Raw genomic sequence first — 20645 nt, 5'->3', positions numbered from 1 at the left:
CTTGCCTGGCTTCGGCTCCGATCAGGGAATCGGGCGACCGTACGAAGATCGAGAACGTTACGCTGATGCGCCGACACAGCGTCAGCACACACGGACGTCCACCACCAGGCATGACGGCATCGCCCGGGCCGTGGACCGGCCGGACAAGGGAAATGGGGCGGGGCACCACCATGATGGGACCGGCACACTCACTGTCAGGAGCGGCAGCCTGGCTGGGGGTGGGGGCCGCGGCGGCAGCGGCCGGTCACACCATGCCGTGGCCCGTGCTGCTGACCGGGGCGCTGATATGCGCCGGCGCCGCGCTCGCACCCGACCTCGACCACAAGGCCGCGACGATATCCCGCGCCTTCGGGCCGGTCTCCAGGGGCTTGTGCGAGATCGTCGACAAGCTCTCGTACGCCGTCTACAAGGGCACCAGGAAGCCGGGCGACCCCCGGCGCTCCGGCGGACACCGCACCCTGACGCACACCTGGCTCTGGGCCGTCCTCATCGGCGGCGGCGCGTCCGTGCTCGCGGTCACGGGCGGTCGCTGGGCGGTGCTCGGTCTGCTGTTCGTCCATCTCGTGCTGGCGATCGAGGGCCTGCTGTGGCGGGCCACCAGGGGACAGAGCAGCGATGTCCTCGTCTGGCTGCTGGCGGCGGCGTGCGCCTGGATTCTCGCCGGTGTGCTGGATCAGCCGGGCAACGGCTCGGGCTGGCTGTTCACCGAACCAGGGCAGGAGTACCTCTGGCTCGGCCTGCCGATCGTGTTGGGCGCACTGGTCCACGACATCGGCGACGCGCTCACGATCTCCGGTTGCCCGATCCTGTGGCCCATCCCGATAGGGAAGAAGCGCTGGTACCCGCTGGGCCCGCCGAAGATGATGCGGTTCCGCGCGGGGAGCTGGGTCGAGCTGAAGGTGCTGATGCCCGCCTTCATGCTGCTCGGCGGTGTCGGTGGGGCCGCCGCGCTGAACGTCATCTGACGCCACCGCCACCGCCACCGCCACCGCCACCGTCGCTGGCATCGGCGTCCGCGCCACCACCTGCGTCGGCACCCTGTTCCGAACGGCTTCGGGTGCCGGGGTCCCGGGCCCCGAGGGCGGTCGGTGCCCGGGGTACCGACCGTCGTCGGAGCCACGACGATCCGTGGTCCGGGTGCCGCCCGGACCACGGAGACGGTCAGGTCCTAGCCGTGCCAGGACCGCCACAGCGCCGCGTACGCGCCGTCCGCCGCGACCAACTCGTCATGGCTGCCCAGCTCGGTGATGCGGCCCTGCTCGACCACGGCGATCACCTCGGCGTCGTGGGCGGTGTGCAGCCGGTGCGCGATCGCGACCACCGTCCGGCCGTCGAGCACCCGGGCGAGCGACCGCTCCAGATGCCGTGCGGCACGAGGGTCGAGGAGGGAGGTCGCCTCGTCCAGGACCAGCGTGTGCGGATCGGCCAGCACCAGTCGGGCCAGCGCGATCTGCTGGGCCTGCGCCGGGGTCAGACCCAGACCGCCCGAACCGACGTCGGTGTCCAGCCCCGCGTCCAGCGCACGCGCCCATACCTCGGCGTCCACCGCTTCGAGAGCGGCCCACAGCTCGGGGTCCTCAGCGGTGGAACGTGCCAGCCGGAGATTGTCACGGAGCGAGCCCACGAACACATGATGCTCCTGGTTGACGAGCGCCACATGGGAGCGCACCCGCTCCGCGGGCATCCGCGACAGCTCGGCCCCACCGAGGGTGATGGCGCCACCACCTGGGGCGTAGATCCCGGCGAGCAGCCGGCCCAGCGTCGACTTGCCGGCGCCGGACGGGCCGACCAGGGCGAGCCGGGTACCGGGTTCGACCCTCAGCGACACGTCGCGCAGGACGTCGACCCCCGCGCGGTAGCCGAACCGCACCGCGTCGGCGTGCACCGCGCGGCCCTCGGGCGACACCGAGTCGTCACCCTCCTCGGGCTCGATGTCCCGCACCCCCACGAGCCGGGCGAGCGACACCTGGGCGACCTGGAGCTCGTCGTACCAACGCAGGATCAGCCCGACCGGGTCCACGAGCATCTGGGCCAGAAGCGCCCCGGTGGTCAGCTGGCCCACTGTGATCCAGCCCTGGAGGACGAAGACACCGCCCACCATCAGTACGGAGCCCAGCACGGTGATGTGTGTCAGGTTGACGACGGGGAACAGGACGGACCGCAGCCACATTGTGTAGCGTTCCCACGCGGTCCACTGAGTGATCCGGAGGTCGGACAGCGCCACCCGGCGCTCACCCAGCCGGTGTGCCTCGACCGTCCGGCCGGCGTCGATGGTCTCGGCGAGGGCACTCGCGACCGCGGCGTATCCGGCGGCCTCCGACCGGTAGGCGGCCGGGGCGCGCTTGAAGTACCAGCGGCAGCCGATGACCAGCAGCGGCACCGCTACGACTACGGCAGGTGCCAGTTCGGGGGCGGTGACGGTGAGCCCGCCGAGCAGCAGCACCACCCACACCACACCGATCGCCAGCTGAGGCACGGCCTCACGCATCGCGTTGGACAGCCGGTCGATGTCGGTGGTGATCCGGGAGAGCAGATCGCCGGTACCGGCGCGTTCCAGCACACCCGGGGGCAGCCGTACCGACCGTACGAGGAAGTCCTCGCGCAGATCCGCGAGCATCTGCTCACCGAGCACCGCGCCCCGCAGCCGCACCTGCTGGATGAAAGCGGCCTGCACCACGAGCGCGACCGCGAAGGCCACGACCGTCGGGCCGATCCGCAGCTCACCGAGTGCGTCGCCGCCCTCGGACACCCGTTCCACCAGAGCGCCCAGCAGATAGGGGCCCACCATGGAGGCGATCACCGCGACGGCGTTCACGGTGACGAGCGCGAGGAAGGCCGTGCGGTGGCGTCGGAAGAGTTCCTTGACGTAGGCACGTACGGTGGCGGGCGCGCCGACCGGCAGGGTGTTCGCCGTCGTCGGAGCCGCCGGGTCGTACGCCGGGGGCGCCAAGCCGATCATGCCTTCTCCTCGATCTCTGCCAGTGCTTCGCGTGCGTACGGTGCGTCCAGGTCGTGCGGTCCCTCGGTCTCTGCGGATGTCTGGTCGGAGGGGGAGGCGGGGACGGTCCGCCGGGCGGTGTGTTCCGGGGACGGCGAGGCTTCCTCGGTTTCACGGGTGACGATGGCGCGGTACCGGGGATCGTTCCCGAGCAGTTCCCGGTGGGTACCGATCGCCATGACCTCGCCGTCGTGGATCAGGACCACACGGTCGGCGCGGTCCAGCAGCAGTGGTGACGAGGTGAGCACCACGGTCGTCCGTCCGTCGCGCAGGGTGCGGACACCCTCCGCGATCCGGTCCTCGGTGTGCGAGTCCACGGCTGATGTGGGTTCGTCGAGCACCAGGACCTCGGGGTCCGTCACCAGCGAACGCGCGAGCGCCAGCCGCTGGCGCTGGCCGCCCGAAAGCGAACGGCCGCGTTCCGTGATCCGGGCGTCGAACGGGTCGGTGGCGTCGGCCGAGCTCTGGGAGAGCGCGTCCAGGACGTCACCGCACTGCGCCGCGTCCAGGGCCCGCTCCGCCGACACCCCGCCCGACGCGGGGATGTCGAGCAGTTCACGCAGGGTGCCCGAGAGCAGCACCGGGTCCTTGTCCTGGACGAGGACCGCGGTGCGGGCATCGCCGAGCGGCAGCTCGTCGAGGGCGGTGCCGCCGAGCAGTACGGACGGGGGCAGAGGGGCGTCCAGGGACGCGTGGCCGCCGAGCCTTTCGGCCAGTCGGCCCGCGATGTCGGGATCGCCGCAGACCACCGCGGTGAGCAGCCCGGTCGGTGCGAGCAGCCCCGTCGCCGGGTCGTACAGGTCGCCGGACGGCAGCCCGGTGTCCGTCAGCGGACCATCGGCCACAGCACCGACCGTCTTGCCGGAGCCGGAGCCGGAGCCGGAGCCGGAGCCGGACGGCGGGCCGCCGCGGCCCCGCTCGTCCACCGCCCGCTCCAGCGCCAGCACCCGCGCGGCGCGGGTCGCCGAAGGACGCGAGAAGGAGTAGGCCATGGCGATCTCCTCCACGTGCCGGATCGGAAAACTCAGCAGGGTGACCGCGCTGTACACCGTGACGAGCGCGCCCACCGAGATCAGGCCGTCCTGCGCGAGCTGCACGCCACGCCATACGACGACGATCAGCAGAACGCCCGGGAGCAGCACCTGGATCGCCGAGATCAGCGCCCACATCCTGGCGCTGCGAACGGCGGCCTTGCGGACCTCCTGGGAGGCCCCGCGGTACCGGCCGAGGAAGAGTTCCTCGCCGCCGATGCCGCGCAGGACACGGAGCCCGGCGACCGTGTCGGACGCGAGTTCTGTGGCGTATCCCGCCTTCTCCCGCTGGATGTCCGCCCGGCGGGTGGCGGCCGGCAGCATCGGCAGCACGGACAGCGCCAGCACCGGAACGCCGATCGCGACGATGACCCCGAGGGCGGGTTCGTACACGACGAGACCGACGCAGACGAGGACGATGGTGAGCACGGCGGCGGCGAAGCGGGACAGCGTCTCGACGAACCACCCGATCTTCTCGACGTCACCGGTGGAGACCGCGACGACTTCTCCGGCCGCCACCCGTCGGGTCAGGGCGGCGCCGAGGAGGGCGGTCTTGCGCGCCAGGAGCTGCTGGACACGGGCCGCGACGGTGATCCAATTGGTGACCGCGGCACGGTGCACCATGGTGTCGCCGAGAGCGACACAGAGTCCGAGCAGCCCGAGCAGTCCGCCCGCGAGGGCGAGCCGGGTACCCGACCGGTCGACGACGGCCTGTACGGCATAGCCGACCGCGAACGGCAGACCGGCGATGGCCATGAAGTGGACGAGCCCCCATAGGAGGGCCTTGAGCTGTCCGCCCAGTTGATTGCGACCGAGCCAGAACAGGAACCGCGGGCCCGAGCGGGTGTCGGGTACACCAGGGTCGGCGTACGGGAGGTCTTGGATGCGCATGGTGTCCCAGGACTTGGATGGCGGTCGGGGGTGTCGGGGAGAGACGCGTGGCGGTGAAGCCGTCGGCGTACGGAGTGGGGGTACGTAGGGAGCGGACGCCATCGGGGACGACGTCCCGCACGGTGATCGAGGACAGGATCAGGACATGGGTCGGCGCTCACCCGCGGGCATATGGGGCGCTCACCTGCGGGCAAAGGGGTAGGACATGGCTGAAGACGTGGGCGAGGGCACGGACACCGGATGCGGCTGCCGGTGGGTGCAAACCGTGAAAGCCTCACCTTTCAGCGCCCGTCAGGCAAACGATTTTCCGGATCACGGCAAAGATCGCGCCTGAATGCGTACGGCGGTCCGTCGCACGGTCATCGCGCTGTTCGGCCGATGCGAGCATGGGGCGCATGCCTGTCGCCGCCCTGACACGCGCCGCGGTCGCCGCGGCGACCTGCGCCGCGCTGCTCGTTCCCCTGGCCGCCTGCGGATCCACGGGCGACGATGCCCGCCCCGACGGGAGACGGACGGTCACCGACGGCGCCACGAGTTCCCCCTCGGCCCGGCCCGGGGCCCGTCCCAGCAGATTCGACCGTGTCCCCGGCGTCGGTGACCGGACCCACCGGCGTATTCCGTCCGCCGCCCGCCAGGTCGTCGCGGTGTACGGGGACCACGCCGACTCCGCCGACGCGACGGTCGTGCTGTACACCAAGGACGGGACCGGCTGGCGCAAGGCAAGGAGCTGGCGCGCGCACAACGGACGGAAGGGGTGGACCCCCGATCACCGGGAGGACGACAAGCGCAGCCCGGTGGGGGTCTTCTCGCTGTCCGACGCGGGCGGAGTGCTGCCCGACCCCGGGGCGAAACTGCCGTACACACGGTCGGCGGCGTTCCAGGCGCCCCGCCACTGGGCCGAGCGCTACTGGAACGACTTCGACTACGTCATAGCCATCGACTACAACCGGGTCAGGGGTGTCCCGCCGAACGATCCGGTACGGCCGCAGGGCGGGTCGAAGGGCGGGAGCATCTGGTTCCACCTGGACCACGGCGGCGGCACATCGGGATGTGTGAGCCTGTCGCGGTCCGGGATGGAGTATCTGCTGCGCACCCTCGACCCCGAACTGCGACCTGTCGTGGTGATGGGGGACAAGGCGCGACTGCGGACATAGCCGCGGTTCCCCTGGCCGCTTCGCCCTTCCGTTCCGGAGGCGGCCGGAGACGCGCACCGCCCCCGGCCGTACGGAACGAGAGACCGCTCACGAACCTTCCGGACGTGTGGCGCGCTCCAGCTCCAGCAGGACCGAGTAGTAGCTGCGGCCCGTCGCATGGTCCATGCCGACCTCGCACATCCGGTTCGCCGACAGATGGGCGTCGAAGTGACGGGAAGTCACGGCAGCGGCCTCCTTGCGGGTCGCGGACTCCGTGAGCTCCTTGTGCAGCATCCCGCGGTCGCCCGCGAAGGCGCAGCACCCGGCGTCGTCCGGCACCACCACCTCGTCGGCGCACACCTCCGCGACCGCGCGGAGCTGCTCCTCGTCACCGAGGTGACGCATGGAGCAGGTGGGATGCAGCACCGCGGAGTCGATGGTCCGGTGGACGGTGAGCCCCGGCAGAAGTTCCTCGGCCGCCCAGACGATGGAGTCGACGACGGTCAATTCCTGGTGCAGCCGCTTGTTCTCCGGGGTGAGATAGGGGACGACCTCGTGGGCGATGCCGAGCGTGCAGGAGGACGCGTCCACCACCAGCGGGAGCCTGCCGCCGTTCGTCCAGGCCCAGGCCGCCTCCACGATCCTGTTGGCCATGACCGCGTTCCCGGAGTCGTAGCCCTTGGAGTGCCAGATGGTGGCGCAGCACGTCCCGGACACATCGTCAGGGATCCATACCGGCTTCCCGGCGCGGGCGGACACCGCCACCACGGCCTCCGGCAGCGACGGCCCCTCCCGGCCCTCGGGGCCGCCGAAGATGCGGTTGACGCAGGCCGGGTAGTAGACGGCGGTGGCGTCCGCGCGCGCGGTGCGGGGCAGTCCGCGCGGTGCCGCGCCGGGCACTACGGGCAGCCACTCCGGTACGAGGTCGGGTCGTACCGCCTTGCGTGCCGTGCGGGTGACAGCTGTCAGCAGCCGGTCGCTGACGCGGTCCGCGGCGGCCACGGCGAGTCGGGCCGACGCCTCGACGGCTTTGAAGTTCTTGGCGGTGAAGGCGGCGACCCGCTCCTCGCGCGGGGAGTGCCGGGCGTGCCGGAAGTCCTTCATCATCGCCCCGGTGTCGATGCCCACCGGGCAGGCCAGCTTGCACGTCGAGTCACCGGCGCAGGTGTCGACGGCGTCGTAGCCGTACGCGTCGAGCAGCTCTTCCTCGACGTCGGAACCGGCTGGCTGTCGCATCATCTCGCGCCGCAGCACGATCCGCTGACGGGGTGTGGTGGTGACGTCCTGGCTGGGACAGGTGGGTTCGCAGAAGCCGCACTCGATGCACGGATCGGCGATCAGTTCGATCCGGGGGATCGTCTTGAGGCCCCGCAGATGGGCCCGGGGGTCCCGGTCCAGGACGACACGGGGGGCGAGGACACCGTCCGGGTCGATGAGTTCCTTGATCCGCCACATCAGTGCCGTCGCGGTGGGGCCCCACTCCAGCTCAAGGAAGGGCGCGATGTTGCGTCCGGTGGCGTGCTCGGCCTTGAGCGAGCCGTCGAAGCGTTCGACCGTCAGTCGGCAGAACTCGTCCATGAACGCGGCGTACCGGTCGACGTCCTCGGGTCTGCCCGCGTCGAAGGCGAGCAGGAAGTGGAGATTGCCGTGGGCCGCGTGGCCGGCGACCGCGGCGTCGAAGCCGTGCCGGGTCTGGAGCTCGATCAGCGCCTCGCACGCGTCCGCGAGCCGCGACGGCGGAACGGCGAAGTCCTCGGTGATCAGCGTCGTGCCGGAGGGCCGTGAGCCGCCGACGGCGGTGACGAACGCCTTGCGGGCCTTCCAGTAGCCGCTGATCGTCCTCGTGTCCCGGGTGAAGGCGTTGGTCACCGAGGCAACCGGTGCGACGAGGTCCAGCCGCGACATGGCGGCCTGTGCGGCCTCCTCGTACGCTTCCTGTCCCGCGAGGTCCGCGGCGCGGAACTCCACCAGCAGCGCGGCCGTCGACCGCGGCAGGTCGGCCCAGTCCGACGGGACCCCCTGCACACTGACCGAGGCCCGGAGCGTGTTGCCGTCCATCAGCTCCACGGCGAGGGCTCCGGCCGCGTTGAACACCGGCACGGCCGCGGCCGCCGCGGTGAGGGAGGGGAAGAAGAGCAGGGCGGTGGTGATCCGCCGGTCCAGGGGGAGGGTGTCGAAGACGATGTCGGAGATGAATCCGAACGTGCCCTCGGAACCCACCATGAGGCCCCGCATGATCTGCACGGGGGTCGCTCCGTCGAGGAACGCGTCGAGACGGTAGCCGTTGGTGTTCTTGATCTCGTACTTCGCCCTGATCCGGGCGACCAGCTCCGGGTCGGCCTCGATCTCCGCCTTGAGGGCCAGCAGCCCCTCGCACAGGGCGGGTTCCGCGTGGGCGAGCGCGGCGTCGGCCCCGGGGTCGGCGGTGTCGACCACGGTGCCGGACGGCAGGACGAAGGTGAGGGAGGCGACCGTGCGGTAGGAGTTGCGGGTGGTGCCCGCGGTCATTCCGGACGCGTTGTTGGCGACGACGCCCCCGACGGTGCAGGCGATCGCGCTCGCCGGGTCGGGGCCGAGCACTCTTCCGTGGCGGGCGAGGGCCGCGTTGACGCGGACGACCGTCGTCCCGGGGCCGACCCGGACCCGCGCGCCCTCGTCCAGCACCTGCACGCCCGCCCAGTGCCGACGGACGTCGACGAGGATGTCCTCGCCCTGGGCCTGACCGTTCAGCGAGGTGCCCGCCGCCCGGAACACGACCTCACGGCCCTTGCCGCGCGCGTACGACAGCACGGCGGAGATGTCGTCGAGATCCTCGGCGACGACCACGACCTGCGGCATGAAGCGGTAGGGGCTGGCGTCCGACGCGTAGCGGACCAGGTCGGAGACCCCTGTCAGGACCTTGTCCTCGCCGAGCAGGGCCACGAGGTCACCGCGCAGCGGCTCCGGAGTGCCCGGGGAGCGATCGTCCCGTACCCGGTCCGGTGCCGGGGCCGCGGGGCGTGACGTGGGGCGAAGGATGTCCGGATCAGGCTCCAACAGGGGCATTGTTCCTCCTCGTTCCTTGTGCTCGCTTGTGCCCACTCGAACACACGGCTACGGGGCGTCGCGCACCGGGGCCGTCTTCATGATCGCCGCGGCCCGTCCGTGATCGCTTCAGACCCTCGCCCTCCGCACTCGGACCCCGCGCGCACCCTTGCCCGGCCCGCCGCGCACCCCTGCCCGGCCTCGTGCCGATCCATGCCTTGGCCTTGCCGCCCGGGTGGTCGGGCCGTGCTCCGGACGCCTCGGAGCGGGCCCCGCAGGTGGCTGGGAGGGGCTGGGCATGGGGATGGGGGAGACGGTCAGGCGGGCGCCGTGCGGTCAGGCGCAGCCCTCCGGATGCTCGGCGGGAGCGGGTGTACTGCTGAGGGACCCGGCGTCCTCGGGGGGCCGGGCGTACTCGTCCCGGGCGGTCGGCCTGGTGGCGTCCATGCCGTCGACCAGTGTCGAGAGCAGCCCGCCGAGGGTCTCGCGCTGTTCGGGGCCGAGCGGGGCGAGGATGTCGTCGGCCGCGGAGCGGCGGGCGCGGCGCAGCTCCTCCAGGGTCCGCCATCCGGCGTCGGTCATCTCGATACGGATCACCCGCCGGTTCGTCGGGTCGGGCGCCCGGCGGACCCGGCCGCCCGCCTCCAGCCCGTCGACCAGGGTCGTCACGGCCCGGGGTACGACCTCCAGGCGCTCGGCGAGATCGGCCATCCGGGGCGGTGAGGCGTACAGCGCCAGGGTCCTCAGCAGGCGCGACTGCGCGGGAGTGATCCCGACCCCGTTGGCCTCCATATGCCGCTTCTGGATGCGGTGTACGCGACGGGTCAGCCGCAGCAACTGCTCGGCGAGGATGCCGTCGGCGTCCGGGGTGTTCATATCGGGAACAATACCAGGGCATAATTCATTGTGAGTGTAGGTAACTATGAACTATGCTCGCCTGAGCGGGTCCGCTGTGGTGACCGCTCGGGTGCGGCGCGTACCGCGCCTGACCGTCGACGACCACCCGTCGAGCACCCGTCGAGCACCGTCCGACCCGCCTCGAAGTCCGCTCCCGTAGGAGGCCCATGCCCGCCGACACGATCCCCAGGACGCCGCCCGGCCCTGACCCCGGACAGCCGCGCCAGCTGCGCCGTATCGTCCGGCTCTTCCGCCCCTACAGCGGCAAGCTCGCGGTCGTCGGGCTGCTGGTGTGCGCGGCCTCCCTGGTGTCGGTGGTCACCCCGTTCCTGCTGAAGGCCGCTCTCGACACCGCGATTCCCCAGGGGCGCACGGGGCTGCTGACCCTGCTCGCGCTCGGCATGATCCTCAGCGCTGTCGTGGTCAGCGCCTTCGGCGTGCTCCAGACCCTGATCTCCACCACCGTCGGTCAGCGGGTGATGCACGATCTGCGCACCGCCGTGTACGCGCGCCTCCAGGGCATGTCCCTGGCGTTCTTCACCCGCACCCGGACCGGCGAGGTCCAGTCCCGGATCGCCAACGACATCGGAGGGATGCAGGCGACCGTCACCTCGACGGCGACGTCCCTCGTGTCCAATCTGACCAGCGTCATCGCCACCTTCGTCGCCATGCTCGCGCTGGACTGGCGGCTCACCGTGGTCTCCCTGCTCCTGCTGCCCGTCTTCGTCTGGATCAGCCGCCGGGTCGGGCGTGAGCGCAAACGGATCGCCACCCAGCGGCAGAAGCAGATGGCCGTGATGGCCGCCACCGTCACCGAGTCCCTGTCCGTCAGCGGCATCCTCCTGGGCCGCACCATGGGCCGCACCGACTCCCTCACCAAGAGCTTCGCCCGGGAGTCCGAAGGGCTCGTCGATCTTGAGGTGCGGTCCAACATGGCGGGCCGCTGGCGGATGTCCGTCATCACCATGGTCATGTCCGCCATGCCCGCGGTCCTGTACTGGACGGCGGGCATGGCCGCCGCGGGCGGCGGTCCCGCGGTCTCCATCGGCACCCTCGTCGCCTTCGTCTCGCTCCAGCAGGGTCTGTTCCGGCCGACCGTCGGTCTGCTGTCGACGGGGGTCGACATCCAGACCTCGCTCGCCCTGTTCCAGCGGATCTTCGAGTACCTCGACCTGCCCGCCGACATCACCGAGGCGGCCGACCCCGTGCGCCTGGACCGGGTCAAGGGCGAGGTGGCCTTCGAGGGGGTGGAGTTCCGGTACGACGACCCGAGCGGCGCCGTGCTCGATGGCATCGACATCAGGGTTCCCGCCGGGGGGAGCCTCGCCGTCGTCGGTGCGACCGGAGCGGGGAAGTCCACACTCGGTCATCTGGTGCCTCGGCTGTACGACGTGACGGGCGGCCGCGTCACCATCGACGGTGTCGATGTACGGGAACTCGCCTTCGACACCCTCGCGCGGGCCGTCGGCGTGGTCTCCCAGGAGACCTATCTGTTCCACGCGTCGGTCGCGGAGAATCTGCGGTTCGCCAAGCCGGACGCCACGGACGCCGAGCTCGTGGCCGCCACCCGCGCGGCGCAGATCCACGAGCACATCGCGGCCCTGCCCGACGGCTACGACACCGTCGTCGGGGAGCGCGGGTACCGGTTCTCCGGAGGGGAGAAGCAGCGGCTCGCCATCGCGCGCACCATCCTGCGGGACCCTCCGGTGCTGGTCCTGGACGAGGCGACCAGCGCCCTCGACACCCGGACCGAGGGGGCGGTGCAGCAAGCGCTCGACGCGCTGTCCGCCGATCGCACCACCATCACCATCGCCCACCGGCTCTCCACCGTCCGCGACGCCGATCAGATCCTCGTCCTGGAAGCGGGTCGGGTGGCCGAGCTGGGCACGCACGACGAACTGCTCGAACGGGACGGGCGTTACGCCGCCCTGGTGCACCGGGACGCCGTATTGGAGCCGACAAGATGAAGATATGCCAGGATTACCGTAGATGTCGGGTTAGCGTGCCCTCATGCAGACCAAGACTCCGGGTCGGAGCCCGATCAGGCTGACGCGCCGGGGCCGGATCGCCCTCGTCACGACCGGCGCGGTCGTCGTGGGCGCGGCCGTCGCCGTACCGCTGATGTTCTCGGACGAGAAGCCCGAGGAGCCCGCGTCCTTGACCGTCCCCGAGGGCTGGCGCGCCGGCCAGGTCTACTCGGCCGTCGACAAGGCGCTCGCCCTGCCCGCCGGGACGACCAAGAAGTCCGTGCCCAAGGCGCGGCTCAAGCTGCCCGCCGACGCACAGGGCAACCCCGAGGGATATCTGTTCCCGGCGACGTATCCGATCACCGACAAGTCGACGCCCGCATCCGTGCTGTCGTTCATGGTGAACACCGCGAACAAGCGGTTCGCCACCGCGCCGGTCGCGGCGGGTGCCAACGCGGACACCCGGAACCTGTACCAGACCGTCACGATCGCGAGCATCGTCCAGGCCGAGGCCGACAACAAGGCCGACATGGGCAAGGTGGCCCGCGTCATCCACAACCGCCTCGCCCAGGGCATGCCGTTGCAGATGGACTCCACGATCAACTACGCGCTGAACCGCAGCACGCTGAACACCAGTCAGAGCGACACGCAGCTGGACAGCCCGTACAACACATACTCCCGGATGGGTCTGCCGCCCACTCCGATCGCCGGGCCCGGCGACGACGCCATGCGCGCGGCGACGCGTCCGACAGCGGGGGAGTGGCTGTACTTCGTGACCGTGAAGCCGGGCGACACCCGGTTCACCGCGCAGTACGAAGAGCATCAACGCAATGTCGACGAGTTCAACCAGAACAACCGCTCCGGTTCACCGACGCCCAGCGGTTCGCCCGCCGGGTGATCGCGTGCGGCCGGGCCGGCGTGGCCGGTCCGGCGTCGGCCCGGCACCCGCTCACGCGCTCCGCGCCGCCCGGCCTGATCCACTTGGGCCTGATTCGCTCCGGCCCGGAGGGTCATCGACTCCGGCGTGCGAGGGCCCGAATCCCCACGGCCCCGCTTGCCCAGGTCCGGTGGTGCCGCCCTCCGTGCTCCGCCGCCCGTTCTTCGTGGATCACACCGGGACGAGTTCACCGGACAGCAGCCGTCTGATGTCCCGGACGGCCGCACGGCCCGCGCGGTTCGCTCCGATCGTGCTGGCCGAGGGCCCGTAGCCGACCATATGCACCCGGGGGTCGGCGATGGCCCGGGTCCCGTCGATACGGATGCCGCCGCCGGGCTCCCGCAACTTCAGCGGCGCGAGATGGTCGATGACCGGACGAAAGCCTGTCGCCCACAGGATGACATCGGCCTCGACGCTCCGTCCGTCCTCCCAGACCGCTCCGTCCGGGGTGATCCGGTCGAACATCGGCAGCCGGTCGAGAACCCCGTCGGCGCGGGCCTGCCGCACCGCGTCGGTGAGCGGCAGCCCCGTCACGGACACCACGCTCCGGGGAGGCAGACCCGCCCGGACCCGCTCCTCCACCAGGGCCACCGCCGATCGCCCCGCACCCTCGTCGAAAGGGCCCTCGACGAACACCGGGGGCCGCCGGGTCACCCAGTACGTGGCGGCGGCGTACGGCGCGATCTCCATCAGATGCTGGGTGCCGGACGCCCCGCCGCCCACCACGAGCACGCGCAGCCCGGCGAACTGCTCCGGCCCCTGGTAGCGCGCCGTGTGCAACTGCTGCCCGCGGAATTCTTCCTGCCCCGGGTAGCGCGGCCAGAAGGGCCGGTCCCAGGTCCCGGTCGCGTTGATCAGTGCCCTGGTCGCCCAGGTACCCGCCGAGGTCTCGACGAGCAGTCGGCCGTCATCGCCGTCCCGGACCGTCCGTACATCGACCGGACGCCGGACCCTGAGATCGAAGGTGCTCTCGTAGGAGGCGAAGTACTCCCCGATGACCTCCGAGGAAGGCCGCGCGGGGTCGGCGCCGGTCAGTTCCATACCGGGCAGCGCGTGCATGCCGTGCACCTTGCCGTACGTCAGGCTGGGCCAGCGGAACTGCCAGGCGCCGCCCGGGCGGGGGGAATGATCGAGGACCACGAAATCCCGCTCCGGCTCCAAGCCCGTGCGGCGCAGATGGTAGGCGCTGGAGAGGCCCGCCTGCCCGGCGCCGATCACCACGACGTCCATGAGCCCGTCGGCGGACGGGCCGCCACCACTGAGATCCCCGAATTCGTTCACGCTTCTACTAACCTGGGGGGTGTGCTGGATCTTCCCGGGCCCTGCCCCGGCGTCCCGGTGCGGCCCCCGACCGACAGACCCGTTACCCCGGCCCCGGCCCCGGCCCCGGCCCCGGCCCCGGCCCCGGCCCCGGCTCGGGCCGGAGATGACGCGACCCGGTCGGCGACGCGCCTGCGGTACCCACACCAGACGCTCGGACGCCACTCACGCCCTGACGCCCTCATGCCCTGGCGCCGAGGCGCCGCTCACGCTGCCGGGACCCCTGACACCGCTTGCGCCCCCGGCGCCGCCTACGCCCCGGCCGCTGCCGCAGGCGGCAGCAGTCCCCGCCCCGCCAGCACCGGGATCACGCCCTCGCCGAACCAGTACGCCTCTTCCAGATGCGGATAGCCGGAGAACACGAAGTGTTCGACACCCAGCGCGTGATACTCCTCGATCCGGTCGGCGACCTCCGTATGGCTGCCGACCAGCGCCGTGCCCGCCCCGCCGCGTACGAGACCCACGCCCGCCCAGAGGTTGGGCGCGATCTCCAGGCCCTCCCGCGTTCCGCCGTGCAGCGCCAGCATGCGCTGCTGGCCGACCGACTCACTGCGGCCCAGGGCTTCCTGAGCCGTGGCGACCGTTCCGGCGTCGAGCTCGTCGAGCAACCGCCGGGCGGTGGCCCAGGCATCGGCGGACGAATCACGCGAGATCGTGTGCAGACGGATACCGAACCGGACCGTCCGCCCTTCCCGCTCGGCGAGCCCCCGGATCCACTCGATCTTCTCCTTGACCTGCTGAGGCGGCTCGCCCCAGGTCAGATACACATCCGCGTGCCGGGCCGCGACCGGTCCGGCCGCGGCCGACGATCCGCCGAAGAAGATCTCGGGCAGCGGATCGGGCGGCAAGGCGGTCAGCCCGCCCTCCACGTGGTAGTGGTCACCGCGGAAGTCGTACGGTTCGCCGCGCCATACCCCACGGACGACGGTCAGGAACTCGTCGGTGCGGGCATAGCGGCGATCGTGGTCCAGATGATCACCGTAACGGCGCTGTTCGGCTCCGTCGCCACCCGTGACGACGTTCAGCAGCAGCCGTCCGCGGGTGATGCGCTGATAGGTGGCCGCCATCTGCGCGGCGAGTACCGGGGACACGACACCGGGACGGAACGCGACGAGGAACTTCAGCCGTTCGGTGTGCTGCGACAGGGCCGCCGTGGTCAGCCAGGAGTCCTCGCACCACGTTCCCGTGGGCGTCAGCGCTCCCTCGAAACCGACCTGCTCCGCGGCCTTCGCGATCTGCGTCAGATACGCGATATCGGGTGCCCGGACACCACTCGCGGGGCCGGTACGGGAGTGGTTGACCCCGCCGTCGGCGTAGACGTGGCGGTCCACCAGGGTGCGGCCGTCGCCCCCGGTCGGCAGGAACCAGTGGAGATGCACGGTCATGCTGGGAACTCCCGGGAGTGGTGCGGAGGGACGACGGCCGGTGACGGACCTCGGCGACGGCCGGGAGCACCCGTGCCCTCGTCCAGTTGCTCGCGAAGACGCGCCCGCAGGACGGCGAAGCGGGGGTCGGAGGTGTCGTGGGGGCGTCCGGGGCCGATCCCGGTCTCGTGCGCGATGACCCCGGCCGACATCACGAGCACCCGGTCGGCCAGGAGCACCGCTTCGTCCACGTCGCGTGTGGCGAGGAGAACCGCGTGGCCGTGCCGTCGCCACTGCTCGCCGATGTGGTGCCGTGCGGCGCCGGTCGGTGCGTTGCGGGCGGCGAAGGGCTCGTCCAGCAACAGGAGTTCGGGTTCACGGCGCTGCGCCCCCGCGGGCCGCGTATGCCGCTGAGCGGCTGCGGGGGACACGAACTCGGTCCAGGTGCAGATGGCCCGCTCCGGTCGGGTCGCCGGTCGGGCCCAGTCGGACGGTGCCGACTCGGAGGGGGTCCGGTGGGACTGCGTGTGGGAGGGGCGGCCGGGGGACGTCTGTGGCCGCAGGCGGCGCCTGATCCTCGTCCACGGTCCGGGGCGCGGGGTCACGAGGGACACGGCCCTGCCGCGGGTGACGAGGACGGTTCCCTGGATCTCGCGGTCGAGACCGGCGAGTACGCGGAGCAGGGTGGACTTGCCGCACCCCTTGGGACCGAGCAGGGCGACGACCTCACCGGGACGGACGTCGAGATCGAGCCCGTCGATCACCGGCCGTCCGTCGAAGCGGCGGGTCAGTCCCTCGACATGGACCACGGGATGACCCGACACGACCGGCGAGAAAGGTGTGACGGTTCGGGAACTCTGTGTGATGGATGGCGCGTTGTCCTGAACGGAAGGCTTGGCGGGCCCTCCGGCGGTCGGGGAATGATCAGGCGCGGCGGCCCGCGTCACCTTCGACGGGATCGCTGCCCGGTGGGGACCGGTCGCCATGGCAGCAGCCTTTCGAGCGTACGGACGACGAGACCGGCGAGGACGCCGGGAGGGGAGTCGAACGAGGGGAGTGGGAGCCGTGCCCGTGAGGGCCTGCGGCTGAGGCGAATGCCGGTCGTACGGGGCCTTGTCCGCCCTGTCCGAGTCGTATCCGCCCTGTCCGGCGATACCTCCGTGCCTGCCTGCCCTGGGCGACGACTCAATGGCGCCCGGTCGAGCGGACCGGGGCGGGCGTACTCGATATCGCCGGATTCGCGCCGACCTTGCCGCTGCGAGCGGCCGTCCACACCGTGACGTCCCAATGACCCCGTCGGATCAGGATCAGACCCCGGAAGGTCGGACACTTGAACGAACGATCATGAGTGGGCATGCGGCGAGACGGAAGAAACAGGAGGGAGGATCCGGGATACCCGAAGCGTCACGCCCGGACTTTCCGCGTACGGTCATCGGCCGGAACGACCGGGTCAAGAGTGCGTCCGGGATCAGGGGTGCGTCAGCGATCCCTGCGACACGCGGCGGACGCCACCCGCAGCAGGTCGATGTGACCACGCGTGGTGAGCAGGACTGAACGCGACATGCGGCAGAACGTAGTCAGTCCGTCGCCGCAGGGTCAACGTCGTCTCGAAAGGCGGACCGCGTGTATCGGCCTACGGGTACGCCGGGGATGCCCCAGGGGAGAAGGCGTCCGATGGCTGCGCCGCGACCAGGAGGCCGACCGGTCACAGATCGCTGACCAGGGGTTTCGTCGCATCCGATCAGTGTTCGGTATCGGTTCGTCAAGGCTTCCCCGCCGCCGGGCGCGGACGCGGGGATCGGGCCGGATGACGGTGGGTGCCCATGCGAGGCGTGGGGCGGCTGAGCGAGGATGGAAACATGCCCGACACCTTCACCACACGCGTCCTCGACCTCAGCACCGGCTCCAGCGAATCCGTCACGGACATCACCGACGCCTGCGCGTCCTTCCTGAACGACGTCGCGGCGGGCCGTGACGGTCTGCTCAATGTGTTCGTCCCGCACGCGACCGCAGGGGTGGCCGTCATCGAGACGGGCTCGGGCAGTGACGACGATCTGCTGGCCATCCTGCATCAGTTGCTCCCGGCGGACGAGCGCTGGCAGCACCGGCACGGCAGCCCGGGGCACGGCCGTGACCATGTCCTCCCGGCGATCGTCGCCCCGCACGCCACGCTGCCGGTGCTCGCGGGCCGACTGGAGTTGGGTACCTGGCAGTCGGTCTGTCTGGTGGACACCAACAAGGACAACCCGCGTCGACAGGTTCGGCTGAGCTTCCTCGGCTGACCGGCACCGTCCTGACAGAACCGGGCCGTCCTGACTGACCCGGGCCGTCCTGACCGACCGGAGCCATGCGGGAGCGCCTGCCCCGCCCCGGTCGCCGCCCGCCCGGGTCGCCTGGCCGGCCCGGGTCGCCCGGCCGGTGTCGCCCGGCCGCGCGACCGCCTCGCCGGGGTGCCGCTCGGCCCGGTGCCGCCCCGGCCGGTGCCGCTCCCGCCAGGGGTGACCCCGCCCTCCCTCGTGTCACCCCGGGCCGGACGACCCGCCCCCGTCGCCCCGCCGGATACGCGTCCCTCCGAGCGGACCGAAGTGATCATGTCGAAGGCGATTCGCCATATGGCCTGTTGTCTGCCTTCGAAACCGCCCCCCATATCGGATCGTTCCTTGTAGGGGCGTTAATGCGGGATTCCCGGATTCGCGGAGCGTTGTCCAGAAACAGATGCCTCGGGAGTTCAAACCGCTCCCCTTGTTTTGCCGGGCGGAGAAGCGGACCGCCGCGCGCTGGGGAATTGATGCCCACTCCCGTCATTGGTGATCGCCCCACACGTCCCGCAGGCCACACGCGGCGCGCCGTAATGCGCGGACAATGGAAAGCGGTTGCCGAGAGCGGGTGGCCCTCCCGTGGTGATGCCCGGGGTCGTCCGGGACGGTGTCCCGGCGTCCCGATGGGCACGCTGGAGGGCCTCAACGGGGCCTGTTCGTAGCCGAGTTGTGCGCGTTCGGGGCCCTCGCGCCCACCTGTGCCGGGGGCCCTGGAATCTCTCATATTCACAGGTCAAAGGGCATATGGCCGTCGGCGAGGTGCCCATGGGTGGTGACCGACCGGTGAAGTGACTACCAAAGCTTGAACACGAATTGCACACATCACCTCTCCATGCCGCCTTCGATGGTCTAGATTGACCGTGCTTCAGATGTTCGGACACGAGAAGAACAATGTTGATCTCCAGGTCCGGCGCTATGGACAACAGGCATTCGCGTCCCGGCGTCAGGCATGGAGTGATCAATTCTCGGGACCCGCGAGGGGGGTCTTGGGTGCGGGGAGCACCCGAGGTTTCAACGGGTTCCCGCGCACTTCGGAGAGATTCTGGCAGGACAGGCGAGTCCGCTGCCGCCAGGTGGGTCGTTCAAACAGCGCTGAAACAGCAGGCGTGTCACGCGTGGGGGGCGAGGCCTCCCGGGGGAGGAACAGCGCGGTCCGGGAGGCGGGGGCTTCCGGGGAGATCAGTGTGAGGCGAACACATCGAACCGCTGGCGATCTGGGGGGTTCTGTGCAGCAGGGGGAATTAGTCAACCCGTTTCCGTCGGCGCGCGGGCGTCTGGCGAACGGGCCCATCACCCAACCCGCGATCCACTGGGAGGAGCGGTACCGACGTACCGTGATCACCAGCGACACCGTGGCCACCGCCTTCGTGGTGGGGGCGATCGGGAACTTCTTCGGGGCCCGGGACGCGGCCAACTGGCATGAGAAGTGGGGAATCCTCGCTTTCAGCACCGAACTGCTGGTGCTGGCAGCGCTCACCGTGAGCCGGGCATGGGCTCCGGCCGTGCTCGGACAGGGGGCCGAGGAGTTCCGCCGGCTCGGACGTTCGCTGTTCACGGCGGCCGTCGTGCTGGCGCTCGGCGGAATCGCCCTCACCTCGCGCAACATCAAGCTCTGGATCTTCGTCGCGGTCCCGGCGATCGCGCTCGTCACCATGACAGCGCGGTATCTGCTGCGCCTCTGGCTGCACAAACAGCGGAAGGAAGGCCGCTGCCTGCGACCGGTGCTCGCCGCCGGGAGCCTGCTCACCGTGCGCGACCTGATCAGCCGGGCCCGCAAGTTCCCGCATCTCGGCTGGCGGGTGGACGCGGTGTGCACGACGGACGGGCACGGTCTCGACGGTGACCACCTGGACGGAGTGCCGGTCGTCGGCCGGCTCGCGGATGTGGCCGACCATGTCCGCCGCGACGGCTACCGTGTCGTCGCGGTCACACCGGACCCGCACTGGTCACCCGACCGGCTGCAACGGCTGGCGTGGAACCTCGAAGGCAGCGACGCCGAGATGGTCGTGGCCCCCGTACTGATGGAGGTGGCCGGCCCGCGGCTGCATGTCGACGCGGTGCTCGGCATACCACTGCTGAGGGTCAGCATGCCGACCTTCACCGGGGGCAGCCGGGCGGTCAAGGAAGTCGTCGACCGGATGGGCGCGGCGATCCTGCTGATGCTGTTCGCGCCGCTGATGGTGCTCGTCGGGCTGCTCGTGTCGATGGACAGCCGCGGCGGGGCGTTCTACCGCCAGCGCCGGGTCGGCAAGGGCGGCCGCGAGTTCACCATTCTCAAGTTCCGCACCATGGTCACCGGGGCCGACCGGGCACGCGACCAGCTGGCCGACCGCAACGAGGGCGCCGGTCTGCTGTTCAAGCTCCGCCGGGATCCCCGGGTGACCCGGGTGGGAGCGGTGCTGCGCCGCTACTCGCTCGACGAGCTTCCGCAGCTCTTCAATGTGCTGACCGGATCGATGTCGCTCGTCGGCCCACGGCCTCCGCTGCCGGAGGAGTCCGCGGAATACGGCCCGGACATCCGGCGGCGGCTGCTCGTCAAGCCCGGACTCACCGGTCTGTGGCAGATAAGCGGACGCAGCGACCTGCCGTGGGAGGAGGCGGTCCGGCTGGATCTGCGGTACGTGGAGGACTGGTCGCTCGCCCTGGACACCGTGATCTTGTGGAAGACGCTGCGTGCGGTGCTCTACGGGCAAGGGGCGTACTGATGCGCGGGAGCCGTCGACCGGCGAGCGCGTGGACCGCAGGCCGGGAGGGCCTGTCCGGAT

Annotated in this window: 15 protein-coding genes; 7 read left to right on the top strand and 8 right to left on the bottom strand. The window is 70.9% G+C overall.

Going from position 1 to position 20645, the window contains the following annotated elements; all coding sequences use genetic code 11:
* Positions 1-170 precede the first annotated feature (170 nt).
* Positions 171-965, top strand: coding sequence for a metal-dependent hydrolase (locus OG711_RS01365; RefSeq protein ID WP_073792706.1), 795 nt, complete (start codon positions 171-173; stop codon positions 963-965).
* 203 nt (positions 966-1168) lie between these two features.
* Here OG711_RS01365 and OG711_RS01360 read toward each other — a convergent pair whose 3' ends face one another.
* On the bottom strand, positions 1169-2959 hold the full coding sequence (locus OG711_RS01360) for an ABC transporter ATP-binding protein (protein ID WP_329558103.1): 1791 nt from the start codon (positions 2957-2959) through the stop codon (positions 1169-1171).
* On the bottom strand, positions 2956-4920 hold the full coding sequence (locus tag OG711_RS01355) for an ABC transporter ATP-binding protein (RefSeq protein ID WP_329558102.1): 1965 nt from the start codon (positions 4918-4920) through the stop codon (positions 2956-2958). Before OG711_RS01355 ends, OG711_RS01360 begins: the two co-directional genes overlap by 4 nt.
* 205 nt (positions 4921-5125) lie before the next feature.
* On the opposite strand from OG711_RS01355, the gene OG711_RS01350 reads away from it, so the two are divergent.
* Positions 5126-5254 (top strand): hypothetical protein, encoded by a 129-nt coding sequence (locus OG711_RS01350; protein ID WP_266504349.1) that lies wholly within the window; start codon positions 5126-5128, stop codon positions 5252-5254.
* Positions 5255-5315: 61 nt separating this feature from the next.
* Positions 5316-6074, top strand: a complete 759-nt coding sequence (locus OG711_RS01345) for a L,D-transpeptidase family protein (RefSeq protein ID WP_329558101.1) — start codon at positions 5316-5318, stop codon at positions 6072-6074.
* Positions 6075-6161: 87 nt separating this feature from the next.
* Here OG711_RS01345 and OG711_RS01340 read toward each other — a convergent pair whose 3' ends face one another.
* Together OG711_RS01340 and OG711_RS01335 are read right to left on the bottom strand one after the other, a co-directional pair.
* Positions 6162-9098, bottom strand: a complete 2937-nt coding sequence (locus tag OG711_RS01340) for an FAD-binding and (Fe-S)-binding domain-containing protein (protein ID WP_329558100.1) — start codon at positions 9096-9098, stop codon at positions 6162-6164.
* Positions 9099-9413: 315 nt separating this feature from the next.
* Positions 9414-9953: a MarR family winged helix-turn-helix transcriptional regulator gene (locus OG711_RS01335; RefSeq protein WP_329558099.1), complete on the bottom strand. Its 540-nt coding sequence runs from the start codon at positions 9951-9953 to the stop codon at positions 9414-9416.
* A 188-nt stretch (positions 9954-10141) separates the two neighbouring features.
* Here OG711_RS01335 and OG711_RS01330 point away from each other — a divergent pair, with 188 nt between their 5' ends.
* Together OG711_RS01330 and mltG are read left to right on the top strand one after the other, a co-directional pair.
* Positions 10142-11941: an ABC transporter ATP-binding protein gene (locus OG711_RS01330; RefSeq protein WP_329558098.1), complete on the top strand. Its 1800-nt coding sequence runs from the start codon at positions 10142-10144 to the stop codon at positions 11939-11941.
* 43 nt (positions 11942-11984) lie between these two features.
* Complete coding sequence (gene mltG / locus OG711_RS01325; protein WP_073792482.1) at positions 11985-12839, top strand: endolytic transglycosylase MltG; 855 nt, start codon at positions 11985-11987, stop codon at positions 12837-12839.
* A gap of 210 nt (positions 12840-13049) precedes the next feature.
* Here the strand turns inward: mltG and OG711_RS01320 are convergent, their stop codons facing one another.
* The 4 genes from OG711_RS01320 to OG711_RS39005 all read right to left on the bottom strand — a co-directional run bounded on the left by OG711_RS01320 (position 13050) and on the right by OG711_RS39005 (position 17125).
* Positions 13050-14108, bottom strand: a complete 1059-nt coding sequence (locus OG711_RS01320; RefSeq protein WP_073792707.1) for an NAD(P)-binding domain-containing protein — start codon at positions 14106-14108, stop codon at positions 13050-13052.
* Positions 14109-14449: 341 nt separating this feature from the next.
* Positions 14450-15583: an LLM class flavin-dependent oxidoreductase gene (locus OG711_RS01315; protein ID WP_329558097.1), complete on the bottom strand. Its 1134-nt coding sequence runs from the start codon at positions 15581-15583 to the stop codon at positions 14450-14452.
* Positions 15580-16548: an ATP-binding cassette domain-containing protein gene (locus OG711_RS01310; protein WP_405672540.1), complete on the bottom strand. Its 969-nt coding sequence runs from the start codon at positions 16546-16548 to the stop codon at positions 15580-15582. Before OG711_RS01310 ends, OG711_RS01315 begins: the two co-directional genes overlap by 4 nt.
* A 493-nt stretch (positions 16549-17041) precedes the next feature.
* On the bottom strand, positions 17042-17125 hold the full coding sequence (locus tag OG711_RS39005) for a putative leader peptide (protein ID WP_353961784.1): 84 nt from the start codon (positions 17123-17125) through the stop codon (positions 17042-17044).
* Between the two features lie 296 nt (positions 17126-17421).
* On the opposite strand from OG711_RS39005, the gene OG711_RS01305 reads away from it, so the two are divergent.
* Both OG711_RS01305 and OG711_RS01300 read left to right on the top strand, forming a co-directional pair.
* Positions 17422-17844, top strand: a complete 423-nt coding sequence (locus OG711_RS01305; protein WP_073792485.1) for a secondary thiamine-phosphate synthase enzyme YjbQ — start codon at positions 17422-17424, stop codon at positions 17842-17844.
* 1262 nt (positions 17845-19106) lie between these two features.
* A complete protein-coding gene (locus OG711_RS01300; protein ID WP_073792486.1) occupies positions 19107-20585 on the top strand; it encodes a sugar transferase in 1479 nt (492 codons plus the stop codon).
* Positions 20586-20645: the final 60 nt, after the last annotated feature.

It is taken from the genome of Streptomyces uncialis (assembly GCF_036250755.1).
In the GTDB taxonomy this organism is placed as follows: Bacteria; Actinomycetota; Actinomycetes; order Streptomycetales; family Streptomycetaceae; genus Streptomyces; species Streptomyces uncialis.
The sequence above is the reverse complement of the archived record's forward strand: the minus strand, read 5'-3'. Positions and strand labels throughout refer to the sequence as shown.